Raw genomic sequence first — 17,588 nt, 5'->3', positions numbered from 1 at the left:
GTTTCAGCCTACCTGCGTCAAAAATCCTCATTATAGTTTTACGCCCCGCCAATAGCTGATATTGCCGGCGAGCGGAAAACCCTTACCTTAATTAACGAGGCTACCATGAGCACCCAAAACATTAATAATGCCCTCACCGCCGACGATGCGGCCACCATGCCAAGTATTGCTAACAAAAAAATCCTGATGGGCTTCTGGCACAACTGGGCCGCCGGCGCCAGCGACGGCTATCAGCAAGGCCAATTCGTCAATATGAATCTGACTGACATTCCTGCCGAGTACAACGTGGTGGCCGTCGCCTTTATGAAAGGCCAGGGCATTCCGACCTTCAAGCCTTATAATCTGTCCGACGCCGAGTTTCGCCGCCAGGTGGGCGTGCTGAACAGCCAGGGCCGCGCAGTGCTGATCTCCCTCGGCGGCGCAGACGCCCATATCGAACTGAAAACCGGCGACGAAGACAAGCTGAAAGACGAAATTATTCGTCTGGTGGAAGTGTATGGCTTCGACGGTCTGGATATCGATCTGGAGCAGGCGGCGATCGGCGCAGCCAATAATAAAACCGTGTTGCCCGCGGCGCTGAAAAAAGTGAAAGATTATTACGCCGCACAGGGGAAAAACTTTATTATCAGCATGGCGCCGGAATTCCCTTATTTACGCACCAACGGTACCTACCTGGATTATATCAATGCCCTCGAAGGTTATTACGACTTTATCGCACCGCAATATTATAACCAGGGTGGCGACGGTATTTGGGTGGACGAACTTAACGCCTGGATCACGCAGAATAACGACGCCATGAAAGAGGACTTCCTCTACTACCTGACGGAAAGCCTGGTGACCGGCACCCGCGGTTACGCAAAGATCCCGGCGTCAAAATTCGTCATCGGCCTGCCGACCAACAACGATGCCGCCGCCACCGGTTACGTGGTCAACAAACAGGCGGTGTATAACGCATTCTCCCGTCTCGACGCCAAGAACCTGTCGATCAAAGGCCTGATGACCTGGTCAATCAACTGGGATAACGGCAAGAGCAAAGCCGGTGTGGCCTACAACTGGGAATTCAAAACCCGCTACGCGCCGTTGATTCAAGGGGGCGTCACCCCACCGGGAAAGCCTAATGCACCGACGGCGTTGACGGTTTCCGAGCTGGGCGCCACCTCGCTGAAACTGAGCTGGGCCGCCGCCACCGGTGCCTCGCCGATCGCCGGTTACACCGTTTACCGCAACGGCAACCCGATCGGCCAGACCGCCGGCCTGTCGCTGGCCGACAGCGGCCTGACGCCGGCAACCCAGTACAGCTACTTCGTTACCGCCACCGACAACCTGGGTAATACTTCGCTGCCGAGCAGCGCGCTGGCGGTAAAAACCGCCAACGACGGCACGCCGCCCGATCCGGGTACGCCCGAGTGGCAGAACAGCCACAGCTATAAAACCGGCGACGTAGTGAGCTATAAAGGCAAGAAATACACCTGTATCCAGGCGCACACCTCAAACGCCGCCTGGACGCCGGACGCCGCCTTCACCCTGTGGCAACTCATCGCCTAATCACTAATCGATTGCCGGTCAAACTGGCCGGCAATCCCCCCATCGCGTTAAAAATTGCATAATCGCTAATTTTTCCCGTCTATAACTGAATATTCTTCAAAAATCGCGACCACACAAACAACTATTTCTCAGCGAATGGCTAAAATGCTTGCATCTCCTGCAGCTTTAGGCGCATTTTCATAACCACAGCGCAGCAAAACCGCGTTATCGCTGATAAATCGGCAATGCTGCCCATAACAGCAAAAACAACATCACAGTCACAAAAGCCCGTTAGGAGAGTTGTATGTGTTCTATTTTCGGTGTGCTCGATCTGAAGTCCGACCCCGTTGAACTGCGCAAGAAAGCGCTGGAGCTGTCGCGCCTGATGCGCCATCGTGGCCCGGATTGGTCCGGCGTTTATGCCAGCGACAACGCCATTTTGGCCCATGAACGCCTGTCGATCGTCGATGTCAACAACGGTGCTCAACCGCTGTACAACGCTGCGCACACCCACGTTCTGGCGGTCAACGGCGAAATTTACAACCACCAGGCGCTGCGCCAACGGCTGAGCGACCGCTACGCGTTCCAGACCGGCTCCGACTGTGAAGTGATCCTGGCGCTGTATCAGGAGAAAGGCCCGGATTTCCTCGACGATCTGCAAGGCATGTTCGCCTTCGCCCTGTATGACACCGAAAAAGACGCCTACCTGATCGGCCGCGATCACCTGGGCATCATCCCGCTGTACATGGGCCACGACGAGCACGGCAACCTGTACGTCGCCTCGGAAATGAAAGCGCTGGTGCCGGTATGCCGCACCATCAAGGAATTCCCGGCCGGCAGCTATCTGTGGAGCCAGGACGGCGAGATCCGCGAATACTATCGCCGCGACTGGTTCGATTACGACAGCGTCAAAGACAACGTGACCGATGCCACCGCCCTGCGCACCGCGCTGGAAGAGTCGGTGAAAAGCCACCTGATGTCCGACGTGCCTTACGGCGTGCTGCTGTCGGGCGGGCTGGATTCCTCGGTCATCTCGGCGATCACCAAGAAGTACGCCGCGCGCCGCGTGGAAGATCAGGAACGCAGCGAAGCCTGGTGGCCGCAGCTGCACTCCTTCGCCGTCGGTCTGGAAGGCTCGCCGGATCTGCGCGCCGCGCAGGAGGTGGCCAACCATCTGGGCACCGTGCACCATGAAATCCACTTCACCGTGCAGGAAGGCCTGGACGCCATCCGCGACGTGATTTATCACATCGAAACCTACGACGTCACCACCATTCGCGCCTCGACGCCGATGTATTTGATGTCACGTAAAATCAAGGCGATGGGCATCAAGATGGTGCTCTCCGGCGAAGGCGCGGACGAAGTGTTCGGCGGCTACCTCTACTTCCATAAGGCGCCGGACGCCCGCGAATTCCACGAAGAAACCGTGCGCAAGCTGCTGGCGCTGCATATGTTCGACTGCGCGCGCGCCAACAAGGCGATGTCCGCCTGGGGCGTTGAAGCCCGCGTGCCGTTCCTGGACAAGAAATTCCTCGACGTGGCGATGCGCATCAACCCGAAAGATAAAATGTGCGGCAACGGCAAAATGGAAAAACACATCGTTCGCGAATGTTTCGAATCCTATTTGCCGGCCAGCGTGGCCTGGCGCCAGAAAGAGCAGTTCTCCGACGGCGTCGGCTACAGCTGGATCGACACGCTAAAAGAGGTCGCTGCGCAACAAATTAGCGATCAACAGCTCGAAACTGCGCGTTTCCGCTTCCCGTACAACACGCCGACTTCCAAAGAAGGCTACCTGTACCGCGAAATCTTCGAGGAGCTGTTCCCGCTGCCGAGCGCCGCCGAATGCGTGCCGGGCGGCCCGTCCGTCGCCTGCTCGTCCGCCAAGGCCATCGAATGGGACGAATCCTTCAAGAAGATGGACGATCCTTCCGGCCGCGCCGTCGGCGTGCACCAGGCCGCCTATAAATAATCGCGCGGCGTTTTCCCCAAGGCGGGCCTTTTGGCCCGCCTTTTTGTTGCCTTTCCCCCCCGCCAACTGCCTGAATTGCCGATTTTATCGCCATAATGTTCACAACCCAGACAAACGGCGCTTCCGGGCGCTTTTTCGGGAAAAAACTTGTTGACGCAAATCGGTCATATACGCATAATGCGCCCCGCAACGCCGATGAAGGCAAAGCAAAAAAAGATGGCTACGTAGCTCAGCTGGTTAGAGCACATCACTCATAATGATGGGGTCACAGGTTCGAATCCCGTCGTAGCCACCATATCTTTTTTGCATTGCGGGAGTGGCGAAATTGGTAGACGCACCAGATTTAGGTTCTGGCGCCGCAAGGTGTGCGAGTTCAAGTCTCGCCTCCCGCACCATTTCTCTTCATCGTCGGCGCAGTATGTTGATGGGGTATCGCCAAGCGGTAAGGCACCGGTTTTTGATACCGGCATTCCCTGGTTCGAATCCAGGTACCCCAGCCATATTCTTTCGGGAACGGGTATTCAACATAAGATTTGTTTGCAGGTGGGGTATCGCCAAGCGGTAAGGCACCGGTTTTTGATACCGGCATTCCCTGGTTCGAATCCAGGTACCCCAGCCATAACAAACTGCTTGCAAATCAAAGAAGTGAAAAGTAACATCGGCTACGTAGCTCAGCTGGTTAGAGCACATCACTCATAATGATGGGGTCACAGGTTCAAATCCCGTCGTAGCCACCATAATTGGGGTGTCGCCAAGCGGTAAGGCTCTGGTTTCTGATACCAGCATACCCAGGTTCGAATCCTGGCACCCCAGCCAAATTTAGAAAAGCCCGCTTCAGCGGGCTTTTTGCTGTCTGGCATTCAGCCAATCATAACGGCTCAGCCGAAGCTGAGCCCTGCCGGTTACAATCCCAACGCGTATTTCAACGCATGCTCTTTCAGCTTGCCCGCCCGCTGCGCAGCCATCAACGCCAAATTGCGCGCAACGTTCAGCGGCGCCAAATTGTTGCTGAAGGCGGTATAGAACAGATCCATGCCGCTTTGCATCAGCAGATTGTCGGTACGGCGGCGACGCTGGTAGCGCAACAATACCGCCTCGCAGCACCAATCCTCTCCCTGCTCCCGCGCATCGCTCAATACGTTCAGCAGGGCATCCACATCGCGATAGCCCAGATTGACGCCCTGCCCGGCCAGCGGGTTGATGGTATGCGCCGCATCCCCCACCAGCGCCAACCCCGGCAGCACGTAACGCTGCGCATGACGACGCGTCAGCGGGAACGAGCCGGCGGCGTGCACCTTGACCGGGCCCAAACGCGCCGGGAAGGCGGCAGCGATCTCGCGCTCCAACTGCGCCGGCGGCATCGCCTGCAGTTGGCGAATGCGTTGCGGGCTGTCATACCACACCAGCGATGCCCAGCTGCCGTACAGCGGCAGGAAGGCGCGCGGCCCGGACGGGAAGAAGCGCTGCCAGGTCACATCCTGCTGCGGTGCGCCGGTATCGACGGTAATCAACATGCATGCCTGACGATACTGCCAACCGTTAGTGCCGATCGCCGCCAGCTTGCGCACCTGCGAGTTGGCGCCGTCGGCGCCGACAACCAGGCGCGTCTGTAGCGTTTCGCCGCTGTCCAGCGTCAGCTGCCACGCATTGTCTGCCCGCTGTAGCGATTGCAGCCTGGCGGGGCACAGCAGCGTCAGATTGGCGCACTGCGCGAACTGCTGCCACAGCGCCAGCTGCAGGATACGGTTTTCCACCATGAAACCCAGCTCCGGCAACCCCAGGGACACCGCGTCGAACGCCACGCGTGACGACGCCCACTCCCAGGTTTCCAGCCGGCGATATGGCGCCGTACGCATCGCCGTCACGGCCTGCCAGGCACCGAGCTGTTTCAGCAGCCCCACCGAGGTGCAGCCGATAGCGGAAATGCGCAGGTCCGGCGGGCTCTGCGCCTCGAACGCCTGCGGTGCCTGATGTTCCAGCAACGCCACCGACCAGCCCGCCTGCGCCAGCCCCAGGGCCGCCGCCGCGCCGACCATGCCGCCGCCCACCACCACCGCGTCATACCGATTTTGAGATGTCTTCATATTGGCTATGTTTTCTGTGTGAATACTCGCCATCCCACCCGGCATGGCGTTTTGCGCAGTGTACCGGATTTTCGCTTCGGCTTCAGGTCGCATGCCATTTTCCCCCGCGCTGGTCACAACGGCGGCAAATGATTACAATACACGCCCTGCATGTCGCGTAACGCAACTTTCGCTCCGCACTGAGTAATGGCAAGTCAATGACGAAAAAACTACATATCAAAACCTGGGGCTGCCAGATGAATGAGTACGATTCATCGAAAATGGCCGACCTGTTGAACAGCACACATGGCTTCGAGTGGACCGAAAACGCCGAAGAAGCGGACGTGCTGTTGCTGAACACCTGCTCGATCCGTGAAAAAGCGCAGGAGAAAGTTTTCGCCATGCTGGGGCGCTGGCGCTTGCTGAAAGAAAAAAATCCATCGGTGATCATCGGCGTCGGTGGTTGCGTGGCCTCGCAAGAAGGCGAACTGATCCGCAGCCGCGCGCCTTGCGTCGACGTGGTATTCGGCCCGCAGACCCTGCACCGCCTGCCGGAAATGATCAACCATGTCCAGGGCACCCGCAGCCCGGTGGTCGACATCAGCTTCCCGGAGATCGAGAAATTCGACCGCCTGCCGGAACCGCGCGCCGAAGGCCCGACCGCGTTCGTGTCGATCATGGAAGGCTGCAACAAATACTGCACCTTCTGCGTGGTGCCTTACACCCGCGGCGAAGAAGTGAGCCGCCCGAGCGACGACGTTCTGTTCGAAATCGCCCAGCTGGCGGCGCAAGGCGTGCGCGAGGTCAACTTGCTCGGCCAAAACGTCAACGCTTATCGCGGTGCCACGCATGACGGCGAGATCTGTTCGTTCGCCGAACTGCTGCGCCTGGTGGCGGCCATCGACGGCATCGATCGCATTCGCTTCACCACCAGCCACCCGATCGAGTTCACCGACGATATCATCGCGGTGTACGAAGACACGCCGGAGCTGGTCAGCTTCCTGCATCTGCCGGTGCAGAGCGGTTCGGATCGCATCCTGACCATGATGAAACGCGCCCACACCGCGCTGGAGTACAAGGCGATTATCCGCAAGCTGCGCAAAGCGCGGCCGGCCATTCAGCTCAGCTCCGATTTCATCGTCGGTTTCCCGGGCGAAAGCCAGGCCGACTTCGAACAGACCATGAACCTGATCGCCGACGTCAATTTCGACGTCAGCTTCAGCTTCATCTATTCGTCGCGCCCAGGCACCCCGGCGGCGGACATGGTCGACGACGTCAGCGAAGAAGAGAAAAAACAGCGGCTGTATATTCTGCAGGATCGCATCAACCAGCAGGCGCTGCAGTTCAGCCGCCGCATGCTCGGCACCGTCCAGCGCATTCTGGTCGAAGGCACCTCGCGCAGAAGCGTGATGGAGCTGGCCGGGCGCACAGAGTGCAACCGTGTGGTAAACTTCGAGGGCACGCCCGACATGATCGGCCAGTTTGTCGACGTGGAAATTACCGAGGTGCTGACCAATACCCTGCGTGGCGCAGTGGTGCGCACCGAACAGCAGATGGATCTGCGCGTACATGAATCCCCGCAGTCGGTGATCGCCCGTACCCGCAAAGAAAACGCGCTGGGCGTCGGCATTTACCAGCCCTGACGCCGCGGCGGCCCGCGTTATCGCCGCCCACTCGCGCCAATCCTTACCGTTTCTCCGCCGGGCGCCCGCGCCCGGTGATTTTCTTTTGTATTTTTTTATTGTTGAAGAGGCGACATAACATGCAACTCCCACACTGCCCGAAGTGCAACTCCGAATACACCTACCAGGACAACGCCCTGTTCATCTGCCCTGAATGCGCCCACGAGTGGAGCGACAACGCACCGACGGAAGACCAGGACGCGCTGATCGTCAAAGACGCCAACGGCAACCTGCTGGTGGACGGCGACGCGGTCACCGTGATCAAGGATCTGAAAGTCAAAGGCAGTTCCTCGATGCTGAAAATCGGCACCAAGGTGAAAAACATCCGCCTGGTGGAAGGCGATCACAACATCGACTGCAAAATCGACGGTTTCGGCCCGATGAAGCTGAAATCCGAGTTCGTGAAAAAGAACTGATCCTCGTCGGCCTTGTTCTGTGATGACGCGGCGGGTGCCAGGCGCCCCGCCGCGTTTTTTCCTTCTTTTCCCTTGAATTCCGTCGATGGCGCACAGATAGATCAGCGGTAAACTTGCGCCGCAGCGACGCACCATGAATAATTCAACATAGAGGGTATTCAGGCTTTTTCTGAGTACGTGCGTCCCGAACGCCCAGTGTGACATCAACCAGGCCCGATAAGAGCCTTGAGGAATAGTTTGAACGTCGCAACACAAGAAATTTTGTTAGAGCCCGCAGACAATCAGCGCTTGCTCAGCCTGTGTGGCCCGTTTGATGACAACATCAAGCAGCTCGAGCGCCGGTTGGGGATCGAAATCAACCGCCGCGACAACCGATTCAAGCTGGTCGGCAAGAACCTGTGCGTCACTGCCGCCGCCGATATCCTGCGCCACCTGTACGTGGACACCGCGCCGATTCGCGGCGTGATCCCGGATATCGATCCGGAGCAAATCCATCTGGCGATCAAAGAGAGCCGAGTGTTGGAACAGGTGGCCGACAGCGTGCCGGATTACGGCAAAGCGGTCACCATCAAAACCAAACGCGGCATGGTGAAACCACGCACGCCTAACCAGGCGCAGTACATCGCCAACATCCTCGATCACGACATCACCTTCGGCATCGGCCCGGCCGGCACCGGCAAAACCTACCTGGCGGTCGCCGCCGCGGTGGATGCGCTGGAGCGCCAGGAAATTCGCCGCATTCTGCTGACCCGTCCCGCGGTCGAAGCCGGCGAAAAGCTGGGCTTCCTGCCGGGCGATCTGAGCCAGAAGGTCGATCCTTATCTGCGCCCGCTGTACGACGCCCTGTTCGAAATGCTGGGCTTCGAGCGCGTAGAGAAGCTGATCGAACGCAACGTGATCGAAGTCGCGCCGCTGGCCTATATGCGCGGCCGCACGCTGAACGACGCCTTTATCATTCTGGATGAGAGCCAGAACACCACCATCGAACAGATGAAGATGTTCCTGACGCGCATCGGCTTCAACTCGAAGGCGGTCATCACCGGCGACGTCACCCAGATCGACCTGCCGCGCAACCAGAAATCCGGCCTGCGCCACGCGGTGGAAGTGCTGTCGGACGTGGAGGAGCTAAGCTTCAACTTCTTCCACAGTGAAGACGTGGTGCGCCACCCAGTGGTGGCCCGCGTGGTCATCGCCTATGAGGCCTGGGAAGCGGCCGAACAGAAACGCAAAGACGCAATTGCCGAACAACGTAAGCGCGAGGCGCTCGCCGCCTCCGAGCAGGAGACACCATGAGTCAGGTGATTTTGGACCTGCAGATTGCCTGTGAAAACAGCGACGGTCTGCCGGATGAGGCCACCTTCCAGCGTTGGCTGGAGGGCGTGCTGCCGCAATTTCAGGAAGAGGCCGAGGTCACCGTGCGCCTGGTGGACGAAGCGGAGAGCCACGAGCTGAACCTGACCTACCGCGGCAAAGACAAGCCGACCAACGTGCTCTCTTTCCCGTTCGAAGCCCCGCCGGGCATCGAGCTGCCGCTGCTCGGCGATCTGATCATCTGCCGCCAGGTAGTTGAACAGGAAGCGATTGAGCAAGGTAAAGCGCTGGAGGCCCACTGGGCGCATATGGTTGTCCACGGCAGTCTTCATCTGCTAGGGTATGACCACATCGAAGACGATGAAGCCGAAGAAATGGAGTCTTTGGAAACCGAAATCATGCACGGACTGGGTTATCCCGATCCGTACCTGGCGGAAAAAGACCCCGTCTGACGTCAGCCGTTTACCCCACAGCCCCCACAAGGGGCTGTCGCTGACGCCCCTTAACTCTGACATGAGTGACAGTAACGAAAACGCCATGAGCGACGACCATTCACAAAGCAATGACAGCCCCAGTCCCAAGAAGGGGTTCTTTACTCTTATCCTTAACCAGCTGTTCCACGGCGAGCCAAAAAACCGTGGCGATCTGGTCGAGCTGATCCGTGATTCCGAACAAAATGACCTGATCGATCCCGATACCCGCGACATGCTGGAAGGCGTGATGGATATCGCCGAACAGCGCGTGCGCGACATCATGATCCCCCGCTCCCAGATGGTGACGCTCAAGCGCAACCAGACGCTGGAAGAGTGCCTGGACGTGATTATCGACTCCGCCCACTCGCGCTTCCCGGTGATCAGCGAAGACAAAGATCACATCGAAGGCATCCTGATGGCCAAGGATCTGCTGCCGTTCATGCGCGCAGACTCCGAGCCTTTCAGCATCGACAAGGTGCTGCGCACCGCGGTAGTGGTGCCGGAAAGCAAGCGCGTCGACCGGATGCTGAAAGAGTTCCGTTCGCAGCGCTATCACATGGCGATTGTCATTGACGAATTCGGCGGCGTATCCGGGTTGGTCACCATCGAAGACATTCTGGAACTGATCGTCGGCGAGATCGAAGACGAATACGACGACGAAGACGATATGGATATCCGCCAGCTCAGCCGCCACATGTACACCGTGCGCGCACTGGCGCCGATCGAAGACTTTAACGAAGCCTTCGGCACCCATTTCAGCGACGACGAGGTCGACACCATCGGCGGCTTGGTGATGCAGGCCTTCGGTCATCTGCCGGCGCGCGGGGAAACCATTGAAATCGAAGGTTACCTATTTAAAGTTGCCATGGCCGACAGTCGACGTATTATCCAGGTTCATGTAAAAATTCCGGACGATTCTCCACCACCGAAACTGGAAGACTAAATCCAACATGGCTAAAGCCTCATTCCTTGAACGCCAGCGGGTTCGCGCCCTGCTGGCGCTGTTGTCAGGTGCCGGCGGGACGCTGGCGTTCTCTCCCTACGACTTCTGGCCCGCGGCCATCGTCTCCCTGTTCGGCCTGCTGGCCGTTACCCTCAACCGCACCGTCAAACAGTCCGCCCTGCTCGGCTTTGTCTGGGGCTTGGGGCTGTTCGGCAGCGGCATCAACTGGGTGTATGTCAGCATCGCCGACTTCGGCGGCATGCCGTTCGCCGTCAACGTCTTCCTGGTGGTGCTGCTCGCCGCTTACCTGTCGCTCTATACCGGGCTGTTCGCCGGGCTGCTGACGCGCCTGTGGCCCTCCACCCGTTGGTGGCGGCTGGCGATCGCCGCGCCGGCGCTGTGGCAGGTAACCGAGTTCCTGCGCGGCTGGGTGCTGACCGGCTTCCCGTGGCTGCAGTTCGGCTACAGCCAGATCAACGGCCCGCTGAAGGGCATCGCGCCGCTGCTGGGCGTCGACGCCATCACCTTCGTGTTGATGGCCATCGCCGGCCTGCTGGTGTACGCCGTCAATCAGCGCCGCCTCTCGGCTGCGGTGATCGCCGCCGCGCTGCTGCTGTTACCTTGGCCGCTGCGCCAGCTGCATTGGTTTACCCCGCAGCCGGAGAAAGCGGTAAACGTCGCCATGGTGCAAGGCAACATCGCCCAGTCGATGAAATGGGATCCGAAAGCGCTGGTCAGCACGCTGCAAACCTATCTGGACGAAACCCGCCCGTACGTGGGCAAGGCGCCGATCGTCATCTGGCCGGAGTCCGCCATCCCGGATTATGAGGCCAACCAGAACGGCTTCCTGACCATGATGGACGATTTGATGCGGGCGAAGAACAGCAGCCTGATCACCGGCATCGTCGACGTACGCGCCACGCCGCAGGGCCAGCAGATCTACAACAGTGCCATCGTGCTCGGCGAACCGACGCCGTACAGCTACCCGGCCAAAGATCGCTACAACAAGCACCACCTGGTGCCGTTCGGCGAGTTCGTGCCGCTGGAGACGCTGCTGCGGCCGCTGGCGCCGTTCTTCGATCTGCCGATGTCCTCCTTCAGCCGCGGCGACTACGTGCAGCCGCAGCTCAGTGTGCGCGGCTACAACCTGACGGCGGCCATCTGTTACGAAATCGTGCTGGGCCAGCAGGTGCGCGATAACTTCCGCCCGGACACCAACTTCCTGCTGACCATCTCCAACGACGCCTGGTTCGGCCACTCCATCGGCCCGTGGCAGCACTTCCAGATGGCGCGCATGCGGGCGCTGGAGCTTGGCCGGCCGCTGCTGCGCAGCACCAATAACGGCGTGACCGCCGCGGTGGACGCAAACGGCGACGTAATCGCCGAAATCCCGCAGTTCACCCGCCGGGTACTCGAAGTGAAAGTCACGCCGACCACCGGCGTCACGCCTTACGCGCGCTTCGGCGCCACGCCGCTGTGGGTGATCACCCTGCTGTTAGGCGGCTGGGCGCTAATGCTGGGTCTGCGCCGCAAATAGTCCTCTCCGCCGGGGCGCGCCCGCCGCGCCCCGCTTTCCCCTTCAACGCCCTCCGGTCAGAAAGCACCGTTAAATCAACGCGGCTGGCACACTCTTTGCTTTATCTCTCATGACATCGCACACCGGTTTACTTTTGCTGACGTTTTGTCGCACTCGCGCACATTTTGGGTGCATTAAGCGCACCACGTGAGTGCGTCGCAGTTTTGTTGCATTGATTTGGTGCGCGCGGCGTCTCAAAAAATGAAACATTTTAGTTTCAAGGTATTCACAATCGGTTATTTTTTAACGGCGATCCGTTCTAAGACTATCTTTATAATTTGAGCAATAAATCGTCGATTTAACCTGACGCTCTTTAGTCAGAGCCACAACAACAGCAAAGGAGTTGGACCATGCAAATGCGTAAATTGGCGTTATCGTTACTGCTGCTCGGTATGGCGGGTAACGTGGCGCACGCGGAAGACCTGACCGGTACGCTGAAGAAAATCAAAGACAACGGCGTGATCGTTGTTGGCCACCGCGAATCGTCAGTGCCCTTTTCCTACTACGACAACCAACAAAAAGTTGTGGGCTACTCTCAGGACTACTCCAATCAAATCGTTGAAGCTATTAAGAAAAAACTTAATGCACCGAATCTGCAGGTGAAAATGCTGCCGATTACCTCGCAGAACCGCATTCCGCTGCTGCAAAACGGCACCTATGACTTCGAGTGCGGCTCCACCACCAATAACCTCGAGCGCCAGAAACAGGCCGCCTTCTCCGACACCATTTTCGTGGTCGGCACCCGCCTGCTGGTGAAGAAAGGCTCCGACATCAAAGACTTTAAAGACCTGGCAGGCAAACCGGTGGTGGTCACCTCCGGCACCACCTCCGAAGTGTTGCTGAACAAGCTGAACGACAGCGACAAGATGAACATGCGCATCATCAGCGCCAAAGACCACGGCGACTCCTTCCGCACCCTGGAAAGCGGCCGCGCGGTGGCCTTCATGATGGACGACGCCCTGCTGGCGGGCGAGCGCGCCAAGGCCAAGAAGCCGGATCAGTGGGAAATCATCGGCACACCGCAGTCGAAAGAAGCCTACGGCTGCATGCTGCGTAAAGACGATCCTGAGTTCAAAAAACTGGTCGATGACACTATCGTCCAGGCGCAAACCTCCGGTGAAGCGGCCAAATGGTTTGATAAATGGTTCAAGCAGCCAATTCCACCGAAAAACCTCAACATGAACTTCGAGCTGTCGGACGACATGAAACAGCTGTTCAAAGAGCCTAACGACAAAGCGTTGAACTAAATTTACCCTATAGCTTTCGAGTTGCAGCCAGGCGGCAAACGCAGGAGTCCCCAGGAGCTTACTCAAGTAAGTGACTGGGGTAAGCGTGCAACCAACAACGCCGCAGCTTGAAAGATGGTGGGTATAGAACAAAGGCCGAGGTGGCCACAGGCTAAACCGGCCCAGTTGATGACTGGGACAGACAGGTATGAGGGGGGCCGTTCCCCTCCCTCATTTTCCCCAAGGCGCATCGCCGACATCCGCACACAACAAGCCAGCCAGACTGGCCGCGCGGCGATCGGCGCTCATCAGGTCATCAATCTTCGGCGCCCTGCGCCCGTTTACCGGAGTTTGTTATGTCAATAGATTGGAACTGGGGTATCTTCCTGCAGCAGGCCCCGTTTGGGAACACCACTTACCTCGGCTGGATCTGGTCCGGCTTTCAGGTCACGGTGGCCCTCTCCGTCTGTGCATGGATTATCGCTTTCTTCGTCGGTTCGCTGTTCGGTATCTTGCGTACCGTGCCCAACCGCTTTCTTTCCGCCCTCGGCACCTGTTACGTCGAACTGTTTCGCAACGTGCCGCTGATCGTGCAATTCTTTACCTGGTATCTGGTGATCCCCGAACTGCTACCGACCAATATCGGCACCTGGTTCAAAAGCGAGCTGGATCCCAACGTGCAGTTCTTCGTCTCCTCCATGCTCTGTCTGGGGCTGTTTACCGCCGCCCGCGTTTGCGAGCAGGTACGCGCCGCCATTCAGTCCCTGCCACGCGGCCAGAAAGCCGCCGGGCTGGCGATGGGCCTGACGCTGCCGCAAACCTACCGCTACGTGCTGCTGCCGAACGCCTACCGGGTGATCGTGCCGCCGATGACCTCGGAAATGCTCAACCTGGTCAAAAACTCCGCCATCGCCTCGACCATTGGGCTGGTGGACATGGCCGCACAGGCCGGCAAGCTGTTGGATTACTCCGCACACGCCTACGAATCCTTTACCGCCATTACGCTGGCTTATATCGGCATCAACGCCGTTATCATGCTGTTTATGCGTCTGGTCGAAAAGAAAGTGCAGTTGCCCGGCAACCTGGGGAGTAAATAATGTACGAATTTGACTGGGCGTCGATCGTCCCAAGCTTCCCTTATCTGCTGCAGGGCATGGCGATCACGCTGAAGATCACCGTGACCGCCATCGTGGTCGGCATCCTGTGGGGCACCGTGCTGGCGGTGATGCGCCTGTCGCCGTTCAAGCCAATCAGTTGGTTCGCCACCCTGTATGTCAACCTGTTCCGCTCGGTGCCGCTGGTGATGGTGCTGCTGTGGTTCTATCTGGTGGTTCCAAGCTTATTACAACAGGTTCTAGGGCTGTCGCCGAAAACCGATATTCGCCTGATCTCGGCTATGGTAGCCTTTTCCCTGTTTGAAGCGGCTTATTACTCGGAAATTATCCGCGCCGGCATCATCAGCATCTCGCGCGGCCAGTCCTCCGCCGCGCTGGCGCTGGGCATGACCCATTGGCAATCCATGCGGCTGGTGATCCTGCCGCAGGCGTTCCGCGCCATGGTGCCGCTGCTGCTGACCCAAGGCATCGTGCTGTTCCAGGATACGTCGCTGGTTTACGTACTGAGCCTGGCCGACTTCTTCCGCACCGCGTCGACCATCGGCGAACGCGACGGCACCCAGGTTGAAATGATCCTGTTCGCCGGCTTTGTCTATTTTGTTATCAGCCTCGCCGCCTCGGCGCTGGTAAGCTATTTGAAGAAAAGGACTGTTTGATGATATCCCTGAAAAATGTTTCTAAGTGGTACGGTCACTTTCAGGTGTTGACCGATTGCACCACCGAAGTGAAAAAAGGCGAGGTGGTCGTCGTCTGCGGTCCTTCAGGTTCCGGCAAGTCCACCCTGATCAAAACCGTCAACGGCCTGGAGCCGATCCAGCAGGGCGAGATCCTGGTGAACGGCACGCAGGTCAACGACAAAAAAACCAACCTGGCGCAGCTGCGCGCCAAGGTCGGCATGGTGTTCCAACACTTTGAGCTGTTTCCGCACCTGTCGATCATCGACAACCTGACGCTGGCGCAGGTAAAAGTGCTCAAACGCGATAAGACCGCCTCACGCGAGAAGGGCCTGAAACTGCTGGAGCGCGTCGGCCTGAGCGCCCACGCCAACAAGTTCCCCGGTCAGTTGTCCGGCGGCCAGCAGCAGCGCGTGGCCATCGCACGCGCGCTGTGCATGGATCCGATCGCCATGCTGTTCGACGAACCGACCTCGGCGCTCGATCCGGAAATGATCAACGAAGTGCTGGACGTGATGGTCGAGCTGGCGAACGAAGGCATGACCATGATGGTCGTCACCCACGAAATGGGCTTCGCCCGCAAGGTGGCAAACCGGGTGATCTTTATGGACGAAGGCAAAATCGTCGAAGACCGCAACAAAGACGATTTCTTCAACAACCCCGAATCCGATCGCGCCAAGGACTTCCTGGCCAAGATCCTGCACTAAACGCTCTCTATGCGCCCCGCCAGGGGCGCATCTTCTCTCCCGGCACTAAAAGCGCTTGTTTCTCCCCGGTTTTGATCCGATGCTCGCGGGATAACAAACAGAGGAGAAAGAACATGCCCCGCCCTATTATCATCGATTGCGATCCCGGCCTCGACGACGCCATCGCGCTGGCTATGGCGCTGCGTTCGCCGGAGCTGGACGTCAAAGCCATCACCACCTCCGCCGGCAACCAGACGCCGGAGAAAACCCTGCATAACGCGCTGGGCCTGTTAACCCTGATGCAGCGCGAGGACATTCCGGTCGCCGCCGGCGCCGGCGGCCCGCTGATGCGCGAACTGGTGATCGCCGACTATGTCCACGGCAAAACCGGCATGGGCAACACCCACCTGCCGACGCCGACCATCACACCCGATCCCCGCGGCGCGGTTGAGCTGATCGCCGATCTGCTGCGCGCCAGCCCGCAGCCGATGACCCTGGTGGTGACCGGCCCGATGACCAACATCGCCCTGCTGTTGGCGCAGCACGCCGAGCTGAAAAGCCGTATTGAACGCATCGTGTTTATGGGCGGTGGCATGAACGCCGGCAATACCACACCGGTGGCGGAGTTCAACATCTTCGTCGATCCCGAAGCCGCCGAGATGGTGCTGAAATCCGGCGTGCCGCTGACCATGGCCGGGTTGAACGTCACCCATCAGGCGCTGGTACTGCCGCAGGATATCGAGCGCATTCGTCAGATCGGCAACCCGGTCGCGCAGGCGGTGGCGGAGATGCTCGACTTTTACCTGCCGCTGTATCTCAGCCATCCGCGCGGCCTGCCCGGTGCGGCGATGCACGATCCCTGCACCATCGCCTGGCTGCTGGCGCCGCAGCTGTTTACCGGCGTAGAACGCTGGGTGGGTGTGGAAACCAAAGGGGAATACACCGTCGGCATGACGGTGGTGGACTATTTCCAGCAAACCGGTAAAGCGGCCAACGTGGAAGTGCTGACCGGCATCAACCGCGAGGGCTTTATCGATCTGCTGGCCGAGCGCGTGGCGCGTTATTGATCCCATCGGGGCGCATTCGCGCCCCTCATTCAACTTTTTTGATTTAACTCAGCGAATTTTTGCGCTATCACTGTTCATTGCTTGCCTCTACCATGCGTTTACACCGACTGACATCGTAACCGATTAGAATTCGCCTGGAGATAAGCCAATGAGCCGCGTACTGGTCCTGAAATCAAGCATTCTGGGTGAATACTCCCAGTCTGGAAAATTAGTCGATTTTTTTGTTGAACAATGGCGTGAAACTCACCCTGAAGACACGTTCACCGTGCGCGATTTGGCCAACCCGACCCTGCCGGAGCTGGATGGCGAAGTGATGGCCGGTTTTACCGCCGGTGACAAACCGCTGACGCCGCACCAGCAAAGCACCCTGGCGCTGTCCGATGAGCTGATTGCCGAACTGAAGTCGCACGATACGCTGATCATCAGCGCCCCAATGTACAACTTCAACATCCCGACGCAGCTGAAGATCTATTTCGATCTGATCGCCCGCGCCGGCCAAACGTTCCGCTATACCTCCGCCGGTGCCGAAGGGCTGGTGACGGGCAAGAAAGCGATCGTCATCTCCAGCCGCGGCGGCATCCACGCCGACACGCCAACAGATCTGATCACGCCGTACGTGAAGCTGTTCCTGGGCTTTATCGGCATCACCGACGTTGAATTCGTGCTGGCGGAAGGCTTCGCCTACGGCCCCGAAGCAGCGGAAAAAGCCGCTCAGGACAGCCGCATCGCGGTGGCGCAGAAAATCCCGGCCGGCGTCGCCGTACCGGCCAGCGCACCGGCGCAAGCGGAAATCGCCCCTGAAACCGTCAGCGGCGGTTTCCTGAGCAACCTGCTGAAGAAACTGTTCCGTTAATCGGAAGCCT

General features: G+C 58.7%; 15 protein-coding genes and 6 tRNA genes. 20 read left to right on the top strand and 1 reads right to left on the bottom strand.

Going from position 1 to position 17,588, the window contains the following annotated elements:
• Window positions 1–105: 105 nt before the first annotated feature.
• The 8 genes from BHU62_RS19140 to BHU62_RS19105 all read left to right on the top strand — a co-directional run bounded on the left by BHU62_RS19140 (window position 106) and on the right by BHU62_RS19105 (window position 4,309).
• A complete protein-coding gene (locus tag BHU62_RS19140; RefSeq protein ID WP_073533606.1) occupies window positions 106–1,545 on the top strand; it encodes a carbohydrate-binding protein in 1,440 nt (479 codons plus the stop codon).
• 283 nt (window positions 1,546–1,828) lie between these two features.
• Entirely contained in the window at window positions 1,829–3,493 is a 1,665-nt protein-coding gene (gene asnB, locus BHU62_RS19135) for an asparagine synthase B (protein ID WP_073533603.1), read from the top strand.
• A 218-nt stretch (window positions 3,494–3,711) separates the two neighbouring features.
• Window positions 3,712–3,788, top strand: a tRNA-Met gene (locus BHU62_RS19130).
• Between the two features lie 15 nt (window positions 3,789–3,803).
• Window positions 3,804–3,888: transfer RNA gene (locus BHU62_RS19125), tRNA-Leu, on the top strand.
• 30 nt (window positions 3,889–3,918) lie between these two features.
• A tRNA-Gln gene (locus BHU62_RS19120) sits at window positions 3,919–3,993 on the top strand.
• A 44-nt stretch (window positions 3,994–4,037) separates the two neighbouring features.
• A tRNA-Gln gene (locus BHU62_RS19115) sits at window positions 4,038–4,112 on the top strand.
• A gap of 41 nt (window positions 4,113–4,153) precedes the next feature.
• Window positions 4,154–4,230 (top strand) — tRNA-Met (locus BHU62_RS19110).
• A 4-nt stretch (window positions 4,231–4,234) separates the two neighbouring features.
• Window positions 4,235–4,309 (top strand) — tRNA-Gln (locus BHU62_RS19105).
• 86 nt (window positions 4,310–4,395) lie between these two features.
• Here BHU62_RS19105 and ubiF read toward each other — a convergent pair.
• Window positions 4,396–5,577, bottom strand: a complete 1,182-nt coding sequence (gene ubiF / locus BHU62_RS19100; protein ID WP_073533600.1) for a 3-demethoxyubiquinol 3-hydroxylase — start codon at window positions 5,575–5,577, stop codon at window positions 4,396–4,398.
• Between the two features lie 197 nt (window positions 5,578–5,774).
• Between ubiF and miaB the strand changes: the two genes are divergently transcribed.
• The 12 genes from miaB (at window position 5,775) to BHU62_RS19040 (ending at window position 17,578) form a co-directional block, all read left to right on the top strand.
• Window positions 5,775–7,199, top strand: a complete 1,425-nt coding sequence (miaB, locus tag BHU62_RS19095; protein ID WP_073533597.1) for a tRNA (N6-isopentenyl adenosine(37)-C2)-methylthiotransferase MiaB — start codon at window positions 5,775–5,777, stop codon at window positions 7,197–7,199.
• A gap of 119 nt (window positions 7,200–7,318) precedes the next feature.
• Window positions 7,319–7,654 carry a zinc ribbon domain-containing protein YjdM gene (locus BHU62_RS19090; protein ID WP_073533594.1) on the top strand — a complete coding sequence of 112 codons (336 nt, stop codon included), beginning with the start codon at window positions 7,319–7,321 and terminating at the stop codon, window positions 7,652–7,654.
• 237 nt (window positions 7,655–7,891) lie between these two features.
• Window positions 7,892–8,947, top strand: coding sequence for a PhoH family protein (locus BHU62_RS19085; protein ID WP_073533591.1), 1,056 nt, complete (start codon window positions 7,892–7,894; stop codon window positions 8,945–8,947).
• Window positions 8,944–9,417 carry an rRNA maturation RNase YbeY gene (ybeY, locus tag BHU62_RS19080; RefSeq protein ID WP_073533588.1) on the top strand — a complete coding sequence of 158 codons (474 nt, stop codon included), beginning with the start codon at window positions 8,944–8,946 and terminating at the stop codon, window positions 9,415–9,417. Before BHU62_RS19085 ends, ybeY begins: the two co-directional genes overlap by 4 nt.
• A gap of 85 nt (window positions 9,418–9,502) precedes the next feature.
• A complete protein-coding gene (corC, locus tag BHU62_RS19075; protein WP_073533585.1) occupies window positions 9,503–10,381 on the top strand; it encodes a CNNM family magnesium/cobalt transport protein CorC in 879 nt (292 codons plus the stop codon).
• A gap of 7 nt (window positions 10,382–10,388) precedes the next feature.
• Entirely contained in the window at window positions 10,389–11,918 is a 1,530-nt protein-coding gene (gene lnt / locus BHU62_RS19070) for an apolipoprotein N-acyltransferase (protein ID WP_073533583.1), read from the top strand.
• 389 nt (window positions 11,919–12,307) lie between these two features.
• On the top strand, window positions 12,308–13,204 hold the full coding sequence (locus BHU62_RS19065) for an amino acid ABC transporter substrate-binding protein (RefSeq protein ID WP_073533581.1): 897 nt from the start codon (window positions 12,308–12,310) through the stop codon (window positions 13,202–13,204).
• A gap of 335 nt (window positions 13,205–13,539) precedes the next feature.
• Entirely contained in the window at window positions 13,540–14,280 is a 741-nt protein-coding gene (locus tag BHU62_RS19060; protein WP_073533579.1) for an amino acid ABC transporter permease, read from the top strand.
• Window positions 14,280–14,954: a glutamate/aspartate ABC transporter permease GltK gene (gltK, locus tag BHU62_RS19055; protein ID WP_015376945.1), complete on the top strand. Its 675-nt coding sequence runs from the start codon at window positions 14,280–14,282 to the stop codon at window positions 14,952–14,954. The genes BHU62_RS19060 and gltK overlap by 1 nt, the downstream gene beginning before the upstream one ends.
• Window positions 14,954–15,679, top strand: coding sequence for an amino acid ABC transporter ATP-binding protein (locus BHU62_RS19050; RefSeq protein ID WP_073533577.1), 726 nt, complete (start codon window positions 14,954–14,956; stop codon window positions 15,677–15,679). The genes gltK and BHU62_RS19050 overlap by 1 nt, the downstream gene beginning before the upstream one ends.
• Window positions 15,680–15,792: 113 nt before the next feature.
• Entirely contained in the window at window positions 15,793–16,725 is a 933-nt protein-coding gene (gene rihA / locus BHU62_RS19045; protein WP_073533574.1) for a pyrimidine-specific ribonucleoside hydrolase RihA, read from the top strand.
• 148 nt (window positions 16,726–16,873) lie between these two features.
• On the top strand, window positions 16,874–17,578 hold the full coding sequence (locus BHU62_RS19040; RefSeq protein ID WP_073533571.1) for an FMN-dependent NADH-azoreductase: 705 nt from the start codon (window positions 16,874–16,876) through the stop codon (window positions 17,576–17,578).
• Window positions 17,579–17,588: the final 10 nt, after the last annotated feature.

This window comes from Serratia marcescens (assembly GCF_001902635.1).
In the GTDB taxonomy this organism is placed as follows: domain Bacteria; phylum Pseudomonadota; class Gammaproteobacteria; order Enterobacterales; family Enterobacteriaceae; genus Serratia; species Serratia marcescens_F.
This window is presented reverse-complemented; position numbering and strand designations above follow the sequence as displayed.

Bases quoted from the DNA above. Each gene is read 5' to 3' on its own strand.
- asnB (WP_073533603.1), top strand. From the start codon at position 1,829: ATGTGTTCTATTTTCGGTGTGCTCGATCTGAAGTCCGACCCCGTTGAA.
- BHU62_RS19060 (WP_073533579.1), top strand. From the start codon at position 13,540: ATGTCAATAGATTGGAACTGGGGTATCTTCCTGCAGCAGGCCCCGTTT.
- miaB (WP_073533597.1), top strand. From the start codon at position 5,775: ATGACGAAAAAACTACATATCAAAACCTGGGGCTGCCAGATGAATGAG.
- rihA (WP_073533574.1), top strand. From the start codon at position 15,793: ATGCCCCGCCCTATTATCATCGATTGCGATCCCGGCCTCGACGACGCC.
- corC (WP_073533585.1), top strand. From the start codon at position 9,503: ATGAGCGACGACCATTCACAAAGCAATGACAGCCCCAGTCCCAAGAAG.
- lnt (WP_073533583.1), top strand. From the start codon at position 10,389: ATGGCTAAAGCCTCATTCCTTGAACGCCAGCGGGTTCGCGCCCTGCTG.
- ybeY (WP_073533588.1), top strand. From the start codon at position 8,944: ATGAGTCAGGTGATTTTGGACCTGCAGATTGCCTGTGAAAACAGCGAC.
- BHU62_RS19090 (WP_073533594.1), top strand. From the start codon at position 7,319: ATGCAACTCCCACACTGCCCGAAGTGCAACTCCGAATACACCTACCAG.
- BHU62_RS19140 (WP_073533606.1), top strand. From the start codon at position 106: ATGAGCACCCAAAACATTAATAATGCCCTCACCGCCGACGATGCGGCC.
- BHU62_RS19040 (WP_073533571.1), top strand. From the start codon at position 16,874: ATGAGCCGCGTACTGGTCCTGAAATCAAGCATTCTGGGTGAATACTCC.
- ubiF (WP_073533600.1), bottom strand. From the start codon at position 5,577: ATGAAGACATCTCAAAATCGGTATGACGCGGTGGTGGTGGGCGGCGGC.
- BHU62_RS19065 (WP_073533581.1), top strand. From the start codon at position 12,308: ATGCAAATGCGTAAATTGGCGTTATCGTTACTGCTGCTCGGTATGGCG.
- BHU62_RS19050 (WP_073533577.1), top strand. From the start codon at position 14,954: ATGATATCCCTGAAAAATGTTTCTAAGTGGTACGGTCACTTTCAGGTG.
- gltK (WP_015376945.1), top strand. From the start codon at position 14,280: ATGTACGAATTTGACTGGGCGTCGATCGTCCCAAGCTTCCCTTATCTG.